Origin of the sequence: Rahnella sp. CG8 (assembly GCF_023701875.1) — a bacterium.
In the GTDB taxonomy this organism is placed as follows: domain Bacteria; phylum Pseudomonadota; class Gammaproteobacteria; order Enterobacterales; family Enterobacteriaceae; genus Rahnella; species Rahnella aceris.
In genome coordinates, this window is sequence record NZ_JABAED010000025.1 from 20,213 (window position 1) to 35,558 (window position 15,346).

The window sequence follows — 15,346 nt, forward strand, 5'->3', positions numbered from 1 at the left end:
AATAATTGACTGAATGTCCGTAAAGCCCCTGTGCGAAACTCTTCGTCAGGGGCTTTTTCGTGGTTTAAGAATTGCGCCGATCCCTATAAGATATCGGGCTGTTATGATTCTTCAGAAGAATAGATCCCTATGGAAACGAGTGAAATTAAAGACGTGCTGATGAACGCATTGGCACTGGACGAAGCCCACATTACTGGCGATGGCAGTCATTTTCAGGCCATTGTCGTTGGTGCGATGTTTGATGGCATGAGCCGCGTGAAAAAACAGCAGACCGTTTACGCACCGCTGATGGAATACATCGCCGACAATCGAATTCACGCACTGTCTATTAAGGCTTATACCCCTGAAGAATGGGCGCGTGACCGTAAACTGAGCGGTTTATAAGACTGCCGGAGTTCCGGCAGCTTCCTCGTATTTGACCTGTCGTTTTAATGAATAGAGAGCAGTCATAATGGATAAATTTCGTGTACAGGGTGGGACTCGCCTGAGCGGTGAAGTCACTATCTCTGGTGCAAAAAATGCAGCACTTCCTATTTTGTTTGCCGCACTGCTTGCTGAAGAACCTGTTGAACTCCAGAACGTTCCTCATCTGAAAGATATCGATACCACCATCAAACTGCTGAGCCAGCTGGGCACCAAAATAGAACGCAACGGTTCTGTTTTCGTTGACGCCAGTGCGGTGAATGAGTTTTGTGCGCCGTATGACCTGGTGAAAACCATGCGCGCTTCTATCTGGGCTCTTGGCCCGCTGGTGGCGCGTTTTGGTCGCGGTGAAGTCTCCCTGCCGGGCGGCTGTGCTATCGGCGCACGTCCTGTTGACCTGCATATTACCGGTCTGGAACAGCTGGGCGCGACCATTGTGCTGGAAGAAGGTTATGTGAAAGCCTCTGTCGATGGCCGCCTGAAAGGTGCGCACATCGTGATGGATAAAGTCAGCGTGGGTGCGACCGTTACCATCATGAGCGCAGCGACATTGGCTGAAGGCACCACCATTATTGAAAACGCCGCGCGTGAGCCGGAAATCGTCGATACCGCGAATTTCCTGAATACGCTGGGTGCGAAAATTACCGGTGCGGGTACTGATAAAATCACCATCGAAGGCGTTGCACGTCTGGGTGGCGGTGTTTACCGTGTGGTCCCCGATCGTATCGAAACCGGCACCTTCCTGGTGGCGGCCGCGATTTCCGGTGGCAAGATTACCTGTCGCGAAGCCCGTCCTGATACGCTGGATGCTGTACTGGCAAAACTGCGTGAAGCCGGTGCCGATATCGAAGTGGGCGAAGACTGGATCAGTCTCGACATGCATGGCAAACGGGCTAAAGCCGTCACCTTCCGCACCGCACCGCATCCGGGCTTCCCGACTGACATGCAGGCGCAGTTCAGCTTGCTGAATCTGGTGGCAGAGGGTACCGGTGTGATCACCGAAACCATCTTCGAAAACCGTTTCATGCACATTCCTGAACTGATCCGTATGGGCGCACATGCTGAAATCGAAGGCAGCACCCTGATTTGTCATGGCGTTGAAAAACTGTCTGGCGCTCAGGTGATGGCGACCGATTTACGTGCTTCTGCAAGTCTGGTTCTGGCGGGTTGTATTGCCGAGGGGGTGACCGTGGTTGACCGTATTTATCACATCGATCGTGGCTATGAGCGTATCGAAGATAAATTGCGTCAGCTGGGTGCGAAAATTGAGCGCTTCAACGGCGAATGATTCGTAGCTCTTGATGCAATAAAACGATTTCTGATGCAATAAAAAAGCCGGAAGGGGAAACCTTTCCGGCTTTTTCGTTGCTGTCTTCAGCGATCGTCAGTGATCAGGATATTCCTGCACGGTCACCTGCAAGGTCAGCTTCTGACCGTCACGCATAATCTCCACCGGAATGACCGTACCCGGACGAACCTCTGCGACCTGATCCATTGTCTCGATAGCGGAAACAGCCGGTTTGTTGTTGACGTTAACGATCACGTCTCTGACCTGCATGCCTGCATTAGCCGCCGGGCCATTGGGTGTGACTTCATTCACCACAATCCCCTGAATATGATCCAGTCCGCTATTCGGCCCGTGCAGAGGGGAAACCTCGCGCCCGCTGATTCCGATATACCCGCGAATAACCCGGCCATCGCGAATCAGCTTGCCCATGACTTTTGTCGCCAGTGCGGTCGGGATGGCAAAGCCGATACCTTCCGGTGTGGCGCCGTCATTACTTTGGTCAAAGGACAGTGTATTAATCCCCATCAGCTCACCCAGCGAATTCACCAGTGCACCGCCGGAGTTACCCTGGTTAATCGATGCATCGGTTTGCAGAAAGTTCTGGCGGCCTGACGGGCTGAGGCCAATGCGACCAGTGGCGCTGATAATACCCTGCGTGACTGTCTGACCGAGGTTATACGGGTTACCAATTGCCATCACGACATCACCGACATGCGGGGCGCGATGTGGATTAATCGGGATCACCGGCAGATTTCCGGCGTTGATTTTCAGTACGGCCAGGTCAGTCAGGCTGTCAGAGCCGACCAGCAAGGCTTCAAATACGCGGCCATCCTGCAATGCGACGATGATCTGATCGGCATTATTGATTACGTGCTTGTTGGTGAGGATATAACCATTGTCGTTCATGATCACACCGGAACCCAGTGTGCGGATGGCCAGTTCGTTCTGTGAACTGTTACCCATGTTGCGGTTATAAACGTTCACCACTGCCGGAGCAGCGTGGCGGACGCCTGAGTTATAGCTGACCGGTTCTTCGCTGTTTTGGGTGAAGTTTCGGTCAAACAGCGGTTCTGTGATGTTTTTACGCAACATAGGTACCGCCGCCAGCAAAATGCCAGCAACAATCAGGCCGATAACAGCGGATCTCAATAGCTTAACAAACATGGGTATATGGGATGCGAGATAAAAAGTGAGGGAAGAATAGCATGAGTTAATCGGACGCAGCAGCACCTGCGTCCGATTTTCAACGCTTTACGGCATGAATAAGTAGATATTTTGCCCTTTACGCAAGATGCTCAGCGCGATCAGGTCAGGTTTGCTTTCCAGTATTTTGCGGAAAGCGGCCAGATTTTCGAGCGGTTCGCGGTTTACACCGATAATCACATCGTCTTTTTCCAGACCGATTTGGTCAGCGGGCGTCCCTTTTTTCACGTCATCGACATGCACGCCTTTGGCGTTTTTATCCGCCGGATCGCTGAGCGTCACACCCTGCAAGGCAGGATTGAGTTTCTCAATGCTGACTTCCACGGCCGGGCTTTTATCCAGCGTGACGTTCACAGTCATCGGTTTACCATCGCGCAGCAAACCAATCTGCATGGTGACGCCCGGACCTGCGGTGCCCACTTTCGCGCGTAACTCAGCAAAGCTGCTCAGCGTTTTCCCCTGCAGGGTAATCAGTACGTCGCCCGGTTTAATACCGGCTTTCGCCGCTGCAGAATCCGGCAATACTTCATTGACGAAAGCGCCGCGCTGGCTGTCAAGTTTGAATGCCTGCGCCAGTTCCGGCGTCATTTCACTGCCGCGGATCCCCAGCAGGCCGCGTTTCACTTCACCGAACTCAATCAACTGATGGCTGAGGTTCTTCGCCATGTTCGCCGGGATAGCAAAACCGATACCGACGCTGCCACCCTGAGAGGAAATGATGGCGGTGTTAATACCAATCAGTTCACCTTTCAGATCGAGCAATGCGCCCCCGGAGTTACCGCGGTTAATCGACGCATCGGTCTGAATAAAGTTTTCCAGCCCCTCAAGATTCAGGCCGCTGCGACCAAGCGCAGAAACAATGCCGGATGTCACCGTCTGGCCAAGCCCAAACGGATTGCCAACGGCGACGGCAAAATCACCGACACGCAGGTTGTCGGAATCCGCCATCGTAATTTGTGTCAAATTTTTAGCATCAATCAGCTGGATCACCGCAATATCAGACTGATCGTCTTTGCCGATGAGCCTGGCTTTATATTCACGGCCATCGTTGAGCTGAACGTTGATTTTATCCGCATTATTCACCACGTGGTTGTTGGTGAGCACATAGCCTTTGGCGGCATCAATAATAACGCCTGAACCCAGCCCTTCAAAAGGCTGTGGCCCCTGATTGGGTTCCGGGTCCTGCTGACCGAAGAAGAATTTGTATTCCGGTGGGACATCCGCACTGGGTGGCTGGGTACCTGAAACCTGAACGCCCACGACTGCGGGCAATACTTTTTCCAGCATAGGTGCCAGACTTGGCAAAGGTTGTCCCTGAACTTCCGTAGGTAAAGCGGCATTCGCCATAGGCGCAGAAGCGAAAGTTAATCCAAGGCTAACAGCTAACACACTGAGCAAAAATGACTTTTTCTTCATCACGATAACTCTCTCGCTTTCTGTAATGGACGTCAGTTATGGACAATAGAACGGTGATTCACAGCACGGGAAGGGTCTGGAGAACGGCACATGCACGGGACATATGCCGTAAATACGCCTGCATAACGATTGTTATGCAGGTCAGGGGCGTCTGTTATTTACGAACCGGACGCTCACCACGCAGCAGACCGGACGCGCCATCAGAATAATCGCGTGGCATTTGCACCGGTACCTGATCGTTATCGGCCTCGGAGCCGGTCAGGCGGTAGTTGAACGGATTATCTTGCTCGGGCATATCGGGCAGCAAATTGTTGGAGCTTTTAGCCATGTGCTGATACAGCTGACGGTAATCAGTCGCCATGTTATCCAGCAACTCTGCGCTGCGGGCAAAATGGCCCACCAGTTCCTGACGGTATTCGTCGAGTTCGGCTTTGCTTTTCTCCAGTTCGTTTTTCATGACTTGTTGATCACGTAATTTACGATTACCAAAGCGCATCGCTACCGCACCAATCGCGATACCGACCACTAATCCAATGAGTGCATACTCCCAGGTCATAATGACTCCTATTTTGACTTCGTTGTCCCGCAGGGCTTTTTCACGTAACTTTTATGACTTAACTTCTTTACACAATGGTTTTAACGTAATTGTTACACGCATTTGTCATGCAATAGCTCCACTATAACCGTTAACCTTGCCAGAGTGGAATCCTGCGGGGAAAATCACTGCTATCTGTTGGTTTTTTCATACACAGACAGCCGGGAAAAGCGGCGAACCCACGGCAAAAAAGCGGCTAAACGACGTGAAAAACATAAAAATTTTTTCTCAGGGACGTTAACAAAGATGCAATCTCAATCACCCCTTTTCCTTTATCAGAACGCTGTGGATGCCGGTGAATTCCAGGCGGATGCTGTTCAGAAACAGGCTGTCGCAAAGCTTGATGTGATTTATCAGGCACTTTCCGCGCAGCCCGCAACAATGCCTCAGACCACCGGTCGTGGAGGGTTGCTGGGCCGTTTGTTTGCAAAATCTCCGCCGAAAACCCCTTCGCGACCAGTACAGGGACTGTATATGTGGGGCGGCGTGGGGCGCGGTAAAACCTGGCTGATGGATTTGTTTTTCCACAGCCTGCCCGGTGAACGTAAGCTTCGCCTGCATTTTCACCGCTTTATGTTGCGTGTCCATGAAGAACTGACGGAGCTTCAGGGGCAGGAAGATCCGCTGGAAGTGATTGCTGACCGCTTCAAAGCGGAAACGGACGTACTCTGTTTCGACGAGTTTTTTGTTTCGGATATTACCGATGCGATGTTGCTGGCGACGTTGCTGCAGGCGCTGTTTGCCCGCGGTATCACCCTGATTGCGACGTCGAACATTCCGCCTGATTTGCTGTACCGCAACGGTCTGCAACGCGCGCGGTTCCTGCCGGCCATTGATCTGATTAAAGAATATTGCGATGTGCTGAATGTGGATGCCGGCATTGATTACCGTCTGCGTACGCTGACACAAGCCAATTTGTGGTTATCGCCTGTTGGCCCTGATACGAGTGACGCGATGCATTCCATGCTAGGCAAACTGACCGGCAATCACAGTGGCGCGGAGGCAGGCGAAAGACCCGTACTTGAAGTGAATCATCGTCCGCTGCAGGCCATTGCTGCCGTTGACGGCGTGCTGGCGGTGGAATTTCATACCTTATGTGAAGAGGCGCGCAGCCAGCTCGATTATATTGCGCTGTCGAAAATCTATCACAGTGTACTGCTGCATAATGTGCCGGTGATGGGCGCAGACAGTGAGAACGCTGCGCGGCGTTTTCTGGCGCTGGTCGATGAATTCTATGAGCGCCATGTAAAACTGGTGATTTCCGCAGCGGTGCCGATGTTTGAGATTTATCAGGGGGAACGGCTGAAATTCGAATATCAGCGTTGCCTCTCGCGTCTGCAGGAGATGCAGAGTGAGGAATACCTCAGGCGGCCGCATCTGCCGTGATTTTAATTGATTATTATTTGCTCAGCCTGTGGTATAAAAAGGCGCAGTAAAGCCTGCATGGCGAACCCTCAGAAGACGTTGAGGTAAATCTTCCTTTTTGTCGAAAAAGGGTTCGATCTTTGCGGGAGACTTCTCTATAATCTTGCGACCCCACGTTACTACAAAGTTTTTTTCCCGAAACTTTATAAGTGCCAGCATTGGCTATTCGAAGGGGTAGGTTTGCTGGACGATGGTCGTGTGAACCTCAAATACTTATTTTATAAACAAGTAAGCGTTCGGGTGTTCGCCAACGTGTAACTTTAATTGGGTAAGCTTTTAATGAAAACTTTTACAGCTAAACCGGAAACCGTACAACGTGACTGGTTCGTAGTTGACGCTACCGGCAAGACCTTAGGTCGCCTGGCCACTGAACTGGCTCGCCGTCTGCGTGGCAAACATAAAGCGGAATACACTCCGCACGTTGATACTGGTGATTACATCATCGTTCTGAACGCAGAAAAAGTTGCTGTTACTGGCAACAAGCGTAACGACAAGATTTATTACCATCACACCGGCCACATCGGTGGTATCAAGCAAGCGACCTTTGAAGAGATGATCGCTCGCCGTCCTGAACGCGTGATCGAGCTCGCGGTTAAAGGCATGTTGCCAAAGGGCCCGTTGGGTCGTGCAATGTACCGTAAAATGAAAGTTTACGCGGGTAACGAGCACACTCATGCGGCGCAACAACCGCAAGTTCTTGACATTTAATTCGGGATTATAGGCAATGGCTGAAAATCAATACTACGGCACTGGTCGCCGCAAAAGCTCCGCCGCTCGTGTTTTCATCAAACCGGGTAGTGGTAACATCGTAATTAACCAGCGTAGCCTGGAACAGTACTTTGGTCGTGAAACTGCCCGCATGGTAGTTCGTCAACCACTGGAACTGGTCGACATGGTTGAGAAATTCGACCTGTACATCACCGTTAAAGGTGGTGGTATCTCCGGTCAAGCTGGTGCTATCCGTCACGGTATTACCCGTGCACTGATGGAATATGACGAAAATCTTCGTGGCGAACTGCGTAAAGCTGGCTTCGTTACTCGTGATGCTCGTCAGGTTGAACGTAAGAAAGTCGGTCTGCGTAAAGCACGTCGTCGTCCTCAGTTCTCCAAGCGTTAATTTTCTGCTGCTATCGCAGCACAGTGCTTCGGCACGAAAATCAGCGTCAAAAACCCGGTGTTTCACCGGGTTTTTTTATGCCTTTTGTTCCGTAATTGCAGGGGAAATGATCTCCTGACACACAATTCCCCATGAAATCGTCTCACCGTCCCCCACAGCCTGCGTAAAATCTGGTAAACTATCACACACTTTTGTGCCTGTTCGCCGAGCAGTTGACGTTGCCGCGCTTCCTGGCTGGGTTCGCCTTGCCGATGGTTGTCTATGAAACTACGGGACAAAAACTGCAGGCTGGCGATAACTCGCTGTAATATTCTAGATAAACTTGGAGGTTTTCATGGCTGTCGCTGCCAACAAACGTTCGGTAATGACGCTGTTTTCCGGCCCGACCGACATTTTTAGCCATCAGGTACGTATCGTACTGGCGGAAAAAGGTGTCAGTGTCGAGATCGAGCAGGTTGAGATGGATCACCTGCCGCAGGATCTTATTGACCTCAACCCTTACCGCACTGTACCGACACTGGTTGATCGTGAGCTGACCCTGTTTGAATCCCGCATCATCATGGAATATCTTGATGAGCGCTTCCCGCATCCGCCGCTGATGCCGGTTTATCCGGTTGCCCGTGGTGAGAGCCGTCTGATGATGCACCGCATCGAAAATGACTGGTATTCGCTGATGCGTCAAATCGAGCAAGGTTCTGCGACTGAAGCGGACGCTGCACGTAAGCAACTGCGTGAAGAGCTGCTGGCGATTGCGCCAATCTTCTCGTACATGCCTTATTTCAAAAGCGAAGAGTTCAGTCTGGTCGATTGCTACCTGGCTCCGCTGTTGTGGCGTTTGCCAGAGCTGGGCATTGAATTGTCAGGTACCGGTTCGAAAGAGCTGAAAGGCTACATGACCCGCGTCTTCGAACGTGATGCTTTCCTGGCTTCCCTGACCGAAGCAGAGCGCGAAATGCGTTTGCATACCCGAGGTTAAGGTATGGAGATGACCGACATGTCTCCGCGTCGCCCCTATCTGCTGCGGGCTTTTTATGACTGGTTGCTGGACAACCAGTTAACCCCGCATCTGGTGGTTGACGTGACGATGCCTGGCGTGATGGTGCCGATGGAGTTTGCGCGTGACGGACAAATTGTTCTGAACGTTGCGCCGCGTGCTGTCGGCAATCTCGAACTGGGTAATGATGACGTACGCTTTAACGCCCGTTTTGGTGGCGTACCGCGTAACGTGTTTGTACCGATTGCTGCTGTTCTGGCAATTTATGCCCGTGAAAACGGTGCCGGTACCATGTTCGAACCTGAACCTGCTTATGAAGCCGAAGGTGCCTTTGACGGTGACCTGAGCGCTGATGAGCCGACAGAACCGACCATGTCAGTCATTGATGGTGATTTGCCGGATGTGGCTGAAGAAGATCCGGATGATGAGCCGCCGACACCGCCTCGCGGTGGTCGCCCGGCATTGCGTGTTGTGAAATAACAACCCGCTCAATCCGGCTTCATGCTTAAACCCTGCGTTGTTACGTGGGGTTTTTTATTGCCTTAAATACGCCGCCGCCTCTTTTCGCCAGTGCAGATTGCATACGATTAAAAAAACAACGGGGCTGCCATCGCTGGCAGCCCCGTTTTGATGCCCCGCCGGATCAGACTTCGAGGAAGTTCATGATGCCTTCTGCGGCCTTGCGGCCTTCAGCAATCGCTGTCACCACCAGATCAGAACCGCGAACTGCATCGCCACCCGCGAAGATTTTCGGATTGCTGGTCTGGAAGGCGTTGTCGCTGCCTTCAGGGGCAACGATGCGTCCCTGAGAGTCCAGCTCAACGTCATGGGCTGCCAGCCATTCCATTTTGTGAGGGCGGAAACCAAATGCCATCACCACGGCATCAGCTTCCATCACATGTTCGGAACCGGCCACGATTTCTGCACGACGGCGGCCATGGGCATCCGGAGCGCCCAGTTCGGTACGCGCCATACGCACGCCGCATACGCGGCCTGAATCATTCAGCTCGATGCTCAGCGGTTGCAGGTTGAATTTGAAATCCACACCTTCTTCACGCGCATTCTTCACTTCACGACGCGAGCCCGGCATGTTCTCTTCATCACGACGGTACGCACAGGTTACATGCGTTGCGCCCTGACGAATCGAGGTACGCACGCAGTCCATTGCGGTATCACCACCGCCCAGCACCACGACGCGTTTCTTATCCATCGTCACGTAAGGTTCTTCCTGGCTGTCATCGTAGCCCATCAGTTGCTTGGTGTTAGCGATGAGGAACGGCAGGGCATCGTACACGCCCGGCGCATCTTCGTTCGCCAGGCCACCGCGCATGGACTGATAGGTGCCAACGCCGAGGAATACAGAATCGTATTCCGCCAGCAGCGCATCAATAGTGATATCTTTGCCGACTTCGGTATTGAGCTGGAATTCGATACCCATCTCAGTGAAGATTTCGCGACGCTTGGTCATCACTGATTTTTCCAGCTTGAAGGCCGGAATACCGAAAGTCAGCAGGCCGCCGATTTCCGGATGGCGATCGTAAACCACCGCTTTCACACCGTTACGGGTCAGGACGTCTGCACAAGCCAGACCTGCCGGGCCTGCGCCGATGATCGCCACGCGTTTGCCGGTTGGCTGCACGTGAGACATATCCGGACGCCAGCCCATCTCGATCGCTTTATCGTTGATGTAGCGTTCGATGTTACCGATGGTCACTGCACCGAACTCATCGTTCAGGGTACAGGAGCCTTCGCACAGTCTGTCCTGCGGACAAACGCGCCCGCAGACTTCCGGCAGGCTGTTAGTCTGATGCGCGAGGTCGGCTGCTTCCATGATGCGACCTTCGTTCGCCAGCTTCAGCCAGTTCGGAATGTAGTTGTGAACCGGGCATTTCCATTCGCAGTAAGGGTTACCGCAGGACAGGCAGCGGTCAGCCTGTGATGCGGCCTGCGTTGCTGAGAACGGCTCGTAAATTTCCACAAACTCAATTTTGCGGATCTTCAGCGCTTTCTTAGGCGGATCAACACGCTGCAGGTCGACAAATTGATAAACGTTTTGACTCATCTTAACCTCTTACTGCGCTTGTACCCGCAGCTCAGCTGCGGAACGACTACGGTGACCCAACAATGCTTTGACATCACTGGACTTCGGTTTTACCAGGGCAAATTTAGGCGCCCATTCCGGCCAGTTCGCCAAAATCTCTTCACCACGGGTCGATGCGGTCAGCTGTACGTGTTCGATGATCAAACCGCGCAGATGCTCTTCATGGATAGCCAGATCGGCTACTTCCAGGACTTCAACCAGTTCCGGGTTAACACGTTTGCGGAATTCGCCATCTTCATCAAGAACATAAGCGAAACCACCGGTCATGCCTGCGCCGAAGTTGACGCCGGTACGGCCCAGCACACAAACAATGCCGCCGGTCATATATTCACAACCGTTATCGCCGATGCCTTCCACCACGGTGATGGCACCGGAGTTACGTACCGCGAAACGCTCACCCGCGCGGCCTGCAGCAAACATTTTGCCGCCGGTTGCGCCATATAAACAGGTGTTACCGATGATGCTGGCTTCGTGACTGCGGAACGCAGAACCAATTGGCGGACGAATGGCAATGCGGCCACCCGCCATACCTTTGCCCACATAGTCGTTCGCGTCGCCGGTCAGCATTAAATCTACGCCGCCTGCGTTCCAGACGCCGAAGCTCTGGCCTGCGGTGCCGTTGAAGTTAATACGCACCGGATCAGCCGCCATGCCCTGATCGCCATGTTTCTCTGCAATCGCACCGGACAACATAGCGCCAACGGAACGGTCAGTGTTGCGGATATCAAAGTAGAACGCTTTGCTCTGTTTTGAATCGATATGCGGCGCGGCCTGTTCCAGGATGTCTTTATTCAGCTGACCCTTGTCGAACGCCGGGTTGCTTTCGGTGCAGTACACCGCTTTGCCTTCATGCGGCGTGGCCGTTGCCAGTATCGCAGAAAGGTCGAGATTGTTTTGCTTGGCGGTGAAACCGTCCAGCTCAGTCAGCAGATCGGTACGACCAATCAGATCTACCAGCTGGCTGACACCCAACTCGGCCATGATTTCACGGGTTTCCTGCGTGATGAACCTGAAGTAGTTCACTACACGTTCCGGCAGTCCGTGATAATGGTTGCGACGCAGTTTTTCATCCTGAGTTGCCACGCCCGTTGCACAGTTGTTCAGGTGGCAAATACGCAGGTATTTACAACCCAGCGCCACCATCGGGCCGGTACCAAAACCGAAGCTTTCTGCACCAAGAATCGCTGCCTTGATGATGTCGAGGCCGGTTTTCAGGCCGCCATCAACCTGCAGACGGATCTTATGACGCAGGCCGTTGGCCACCAGTGCCTGTTGTGTTTCTACCAGGCCCAGTTCCCACGGACAACCGGCATACTTCACCGAAGACAGCGGGCTTGCGCCGGTGCCGCCATCGTAGCCAGCGATAGTGATGAGATCCGCGTAAGCTTTTGCCACGCCAACGGCGATAGTGCCGACGCCCGGTTCAGACACCAGTTTCACCGAAATCATCGCTTTCGGGTTGACCTGTTTCAGGTCGAAAATCAGCTGCGCCAGATCTTCAATGGAATAAATATCGTGGTGCGGCGGTGGAGAAATCAGGGTCACGCCCGGTACGGAATAGCGCAGTTTCGCGATGTACGGCGTCACTTTGTCACCCGGCAACTGGCCGCCTTCGCCTGGTTTTGCACCCTGCGCCACTTTGATCTGGATAACATCGGCATTCACCAGATACGCCGGGGTTACGCCGAAACGACCCGATGCGACCTGTTTGATTCGGGACACTTTATTGGTGCCGTAACGCGCCGGGTCTTCGCCACCTTCGCCGGAGTTAGAACGTCCGCCGATGCTGTTCATCGCTTCGGCCAGAGATTCATGCGCTTCCGGGCTCAGTGCGCCGATAGACATCGCTGCGGTATCGAAACGGGTAAATAAACCTTCCGCCGGTTCAACCTGATCAACAGGGATCGGCTGACCTTTTGGCGTGACTTTCAGCAAGTCACGCAGTGTGGCCACCGGACGCTCGTTTACCAGTTTGGCGTATTTCTTATAATCGTCGTAATCACCGCTGTTGACAGCGGCTTGCAGGGTAGTGACCACGTCCGGGTTATAGGAATGGTATTCGCCACCGTGGACAAATTTCAGCAGGCCGCCCTGATCCAGCGTTTTGCGTTTCAGCCACGCGCGCTTGGACAGGTTCAGTAAGTCCTGTTCGAAGTCGCTGTAACCGGCACCGCCGATACGGCTGACGACGCCGTTAAAGCAGGTGTTGCACAGATCCTTCGCCAGACCGACTGCTTCAAACAGTTTCGAGCAACGGTAAGAGGCGACGGTTGATATGCCCATTTTGGACATGATCTTGTACAGGCCTTTGTTGATGCCGTTACGGTAGTTCAGCATCACTTCACGGTATTTCTTCTCGATGACCTGGGAGTCGACCAGTTTTGCCAGGGTTTCGTAGGCCAGATACGGGTAAACCGCAGTGGCACCGAAGCCAATCAGCACGGCGAAATGGTGCGGGTCACGGGCGCTGGCGGTTTCAACAATGATGTTGGCATCGCATCGCAGGCTTTTTTCAACCAGACGCAACTGCAACGCACCGACGGCCATGGGTGCAGGCAGCGGCAGGCGGTTCGGGGCGATATTGCGGTCAGACAGCACCAGCAGAACCGCGCCGTTACGCACTTTCTGTTCGCCTTCGTCACAGAGTTTCTGGACGAACTGCTCCATATTTTGTTCGGTCGGATCGTACGTAATATCCAGCGTTTCCGCGCGATAGTGTTTGCTGTCGAGTGTGGTCAGCTGTTTAAAGTCAGACCACAGCAGGATTGGCGATTTGAAGCTCAGACGGTGAGCCTGACCTTCGGCTTCGCAGAACACGTTCATCTCGCGGCCGATGCTGGTCGCCAGAGACATCACGTGGGCTTCGCGCAGCGGATCGATTGGCGGGTTAGTGACCTGCGCAAATTGCTGGCGGAAGTAGTCATACACGATACGCGGACGGCTGGAGAGCACGGCAAATGGCGTGTCGTCACCCATGGAGCCGACGGCTTCCTGACCGTTTTCACCCAGTACGCGGATGATCTGATCGAGTTCTTCGCTGCTGTAGCCGAATTGCTTCTGGAAAGTTTCCAGTAAGGTGTCTTCCAGCTCACGGCTGCCCACCTGATCTTCCGGCAAGTCTTCGAACGGCACCAGACGCTGAACGTTTTTCTCCATCCATTGCTTATAAGGATGGCGGCCCTTCAGATCGTTGTCAGTTTCTGCAGAATGGTGGATTTTGCCGCTGCGGGTGTCGATCACCATCAGCTCGCCCGGTCCGACGCGGCCTTTTTCGACCACTTCGTCCGGCTGATAATCCCAGATGCCAACTTCGGACGCACAGGTGATCAGCTTATCTTTGGTGATGACATAGCGCGCAGGACGCAGACCGTTACGGTCAAGGTTACAGGCGGCATAACGGCCATCTGACATCACGATACCGGCCGGGCCATCCCACGGCTCCATGTGCATGGAGTTAAAGTCGAAGAATGCGCGCAGATCGTCGTCCATGTCCGGGTTTTGCTGCCAGGCTGGCGGCACCAGCAAACGCATGGCGCGCAGTAAATCCATCCCGCCTGCCAGGAACAGTTCCAGCATGTTGTCCAGCGAGCTGGAGTCCGAACCGGTTTCATTCACGAACGGTGAGGCGTCTTGCAGATCGGGGATCAGCGGCGTTTTGAATTTATACGCACGGGCACGCGCCCACTGGCGGTTACCGGTGATGGTGTTGATTTCGCCGTTGTGCGCCAGATAGCGGAAAGGCTGAGCCAGTTGCCAGCGCGGTACGGTGTTGGTCGAGAAACGCTGGTGGAACAGGCAGATGGCCGATTCCAGACGCAGGTCGGCCAGGTCTAAATAGAAGCGTGGCAGATCCGCAGGCATACACAGGCCTTTATAGATCGTGACCACGTTGGAGAAACTGCACACATAGAAGTCTTTATCCTGAATGCGTTTCTCAATACGGCGGCGCGCCATATAAAGGCGGCGTTCCATGTCACGCGGACGCCAGCCGGCAGGCGCGTTGACAAAAATTTGTTCGATGCGGGGCAGGGAGGAAAGCGCGATTTCACCGAGTACGTCCGGATTGGTCGGAACGTCACGCCAGCCCACCACGGACAGCGTCTCGTTTTGCAACTCTTCTTCAACAATGCGGCGGCTTGCCTCAGCTTCTTTTTCATCTTTGCTGAGGAACAGCATGCCAACGGCATAGTTTTTCGCCAGACGCCAGCCACGTTCTTCAGCAATCATGCGGAAGAAGCGGTCAGGTTTCTGTAAATGAAGGCCACAGCCGTCGCCGGTCTTGCCGTCAGCAAGGATCGCGCCACGGTGTTGCATACGGGCCAGCGCGTGGATCGCAGTACGCACGACCTTATGGCTAGGTTCGCCTTCTATATGGGCGATCAGGCCGAAACCACAGTTGTCCCTCTCTTGGGATTTATCGTACAACATTACGTGAACCTCCCCAGGCTCTGCGAGACTCTCACACCAATCGCGAGCGGGCTTATACACAGAGGTTTGTCCGCAATTTCGCGCACTCTTGCGGTGCGTTGATTGCCCGGACATCTCCGTCAAAGGCCTCTCGTGATGGTTCTCACAAGTGGTGGTTGACTTGTTTTAATGAGGGAGTCTTCAATTACTGCATAAATATGACGAGTTGCTCACCCGTCGAGATTGCTTCCAGCGGACTCCCAACTTAGCGAGAAAGCACAGACAGGTCAAATGGCGATTTAAGTTATATTAAAAGTGATATAAAGAGATTTAATTATTTGAAATATATATGTTTTATGGGGTTTTTGCTGGCATAT

Annotated in this window: 12 protein-coding genes; 7 read left to right on the plus strand and 5 right to left on the minus strand. The window is 53.3% G+C overall.

Translation table 11 applies throughout. The features are described from left to right. Positions 1 to 129: 129 nt before the first annotated feature. Positions 130 to 384 (plus strand): BolA family iron metabolism protein IbaG, encoded by a 255-nt coding sequence (gene ibaG, locus HGO41_RS20055; RefSeq protein ID WP_013577246.1) that lies wholly within the window; start codon positions 130 to 132, stop codon positions 382 to 384. Between the two features lie 67 nt (positions 385 to 451). Then, a complete protein-coding gene (gene murA / locus HGO41_RS20060) occupies positions 452 to 1,711 on the plus strand; it encodes a UDP-N-acetylglucosamine 1-carboxyvinyltransferase (RefSeq protein WP_013577245.1) in 1,260 nt (419 codons plus the stop codon). A 96-nt stretch (positions 1,712 to 1,807) separates the two neighbouring features. Here the strand turns inward: murA and degS are convergent, their stop codons facing one another. The 3 genes from degS to zapG all read right to left on the minus strand — a co-directional run bounded on the left by degS (position 1,808) and on the right by zapG (position 4,886). After that, positions 1,808 to 2,875, minus strand: a complete 1,068-nt coding sequence (gene degS, locus HGO41_RS20065) for an outer membrane-stress sensor serine endopeptidase DegS (protein ID WP_037035040.1) — start codon at positions 2,873 to 2,875, stop codon at positions 1,808 to 1,810. Between the two features lie 87 nt (positions 2,876 to 2,962). Next, the gene (degQ, locus tag HGO41_RS20070) at positions 2,963 to 4,330 is read right to left on the minus strand and encodes a serine endoprotease DegQ (RefSeq protein ID WP_013577243.1); all 1,368 of its coding nucleotides are present in this window, start codon (positions 4,328 to 4,330) and stop codon (positions 2,963 to 2,965) included. Positions 4,331 to 4,484: 154 nt separating this feature from the next. Then, positions 4,485 to 4,886: a Z-ring associated protein ZapG gene (zapG, locus tag HGO41_RS20075; RefSeq protein ID WP_013577242.1), complete on the minus strand. Its 402-nt coding sequence runs from the start codon at positions 4,884 to 4,886 to the stop codon at positions 4,485 to 4,487. Positions 4,887 to 5,171: 285 nt separating this feature from the next. On the opposite strand from zapG, the gene zapE reads away from it, so the two are divergent. The 5 genes from zapE to sspB all read left to right on the plus strand — a co-directional run bounded on the left by zapE (position 5,172) and on the right by sspB (position 8,941). Continuing rightward, positions 5,172 to 6,311 (plus strand): cell division protein ZapE, encoded by a 1,140-nt coding sequence (gene zapE / locus HGO41_RS20080; RefSeq protein WP_112151046.1) that lies wholly within the window; start codon positions 5,172 to 5,174, stop codon positions 6,309 to 6,311. Between the two features lie 318 nt (positions 6,312 to 6,629). Further along, positions 6,630 to 7,058, plus strand: a complete 429-nt coding sequence (gene rplM / locus HGO41_RS20085; RefSeq protein ID WP_013577239.1) for a 50S ribosomal protein L13 — start codon at positions 6,630 to 6,632, stop codon at positions 7,056 to 7,058. A 16-nt stretch (positions 7,059 to 7,074) separates the two neighbouring features. Beyond that, the gene (rpsI, locus tag HGO41_RS20090) at positions 7,075 to 7,467 is read left to right on the plus strand and encodes a 30S ribosomal protein S9 (RefSeq protein ID WP_013577238.1); all 393 of its coding nucleotides are present in this window, start codon (positions 7,075 to 7,077) and stop codon (positions 7,465 to 7,467) included. 334 nt (positions 7,468 to 7,801) lie between these two features. Next, a complete protein-coding gene (sspA, locus tag HGO41_RS20095; protein ID WP_013577237.1) occupies positions 7,802 to 8,443 on the plus strand; it encodes a stringent starvation protein SspA in 642 nt (213 codons plus the stop codon). 3 nt (positions 8,444 to 8,446) lie between these two features. After that, complete coding sequence (gene sspB, locus HGO41_RS20100; RefSeq protein ID WP_013577236.1) at positions 8,447 to 8,941, plus strand: ClpXP protease specificity-enhancing factor; 495 nt, start codon at positions 8,447 to 8,449, stop codon at positions 8,939 to 8,941. Between the two features lie 163 nt (positions 8,942 to 9,104). Here the strand turns inward: sspB and HGO41_RS20105 are convergent, their stop codons facing one another. Then, positions 9,105 to 10,523, minus strand: a complete 1,419-nt coding sequence (locus tag HGO41_RS20105; protein ID WP_013577235.1) for a glutamate synthase small subunit — start codon at positions 10,521 to 10,523, stop codon at positions 9,105 to 9,107. 9 nt (positions 10,524 to 10,532) lie between these two features. Then, entirely contained in the window at positions 10,533 to 14,990 is a 4,458-nt protein-coding gene (gene gltB / locus HGO41_RS20110; RefSeq protein WP_112151045.1) for a glutamate synthase large subunit, read from the minus strand. Between the last annotated feature and the right edge of the window lie 356 nt (positions 14,991 to 15,346).

What these genes read in the sequence shown, in the direction of transcription:
- ibaG (WP_013577246.1), top strand. Translation starts at nt 130, where the DNA reads ATGGAAACGAGTGAAATTAAAGACGTGCTGATGAACGCATTGGCACTG.
- murA (WP_013577245.1), top strand. Translation starts at nt 452, where the DNA reads ATGGATAAATTTCGTGTACAGGGTGGGACTCGCCTGAGCGGTGAAGTC.
- degS (WP_037035040.1), bottom strand. Translation starts at nt 2,875, where the DNA reads ATGTTTGTTAAGCTATTGAGATCCGCTGTTATCGGCCTGATTGTTGCT.
- degQ (WP_013577243.1), bottom strand. Translation starts at nt 4,330, where the DNA reads ATGAAGAAAAAGTCATTTTTGCTCAGTGTGTTAGCTGTTAGCCTTGGA.
- zapG (WP_013577242.1), bottom strand. Translation starts at nt 4,886, where the DNA reads ATGACCTGGGAGTATGCACTCATTGGATTAGTGGTCGGTATCGCGATT.
- zapE (WP_112151046.1), top strand. Translation starts at nt 5,172, where the DNA reads ATGCAATCTCAATCACCCCTTTTCCTTTATCAGAACGCTGTGGATGCC.
- rplM (WP_013577239.1), top strand. Translation starts at nt 6,630, where the DNA reads ATGAAAACTTTTACAGCTAAACCGGAAACCGTACAACGTGACTGGTTC.
- rpsI (WP_013577238.1), top strand. Translation starts at nt 7,075, where the DNA reads ATGGCTGAAAATCAATACTACGGCACTGGTCGCCGCAAAAGCTCCGCC.
- sspA (WP_013577237.1), top strand. Translation starts at nt 7,802, where the DNA reads ATGGCTGTCGCTGCCAACAAACGTTCGGTAATGACGCTGTTTTCCGGC.
- sspB (WP_013577236.1), top strand. Translation starts at nt 8,447, where the DNA reads ATGGAGATGACCGACATGTCTCCGCGTCGCCCCTATCTGCTGCGGGCT.
- HGO41_RS20105 (WP_013577235.1), bottom strand. Translation starts at nt 10,523, where the DNA reads ATGAGTCAAAACGTTTATCAATTTGTCGACCTGCAGCGTGTTGATCCG.
- gltB (WP_112151045.1), bottom strand. Translation starts at nt 14,990, where the DNA reads ATGTTGTACGATAAATCCCAAGAGAGGGACAACTGTGGTTTCGGCCTG.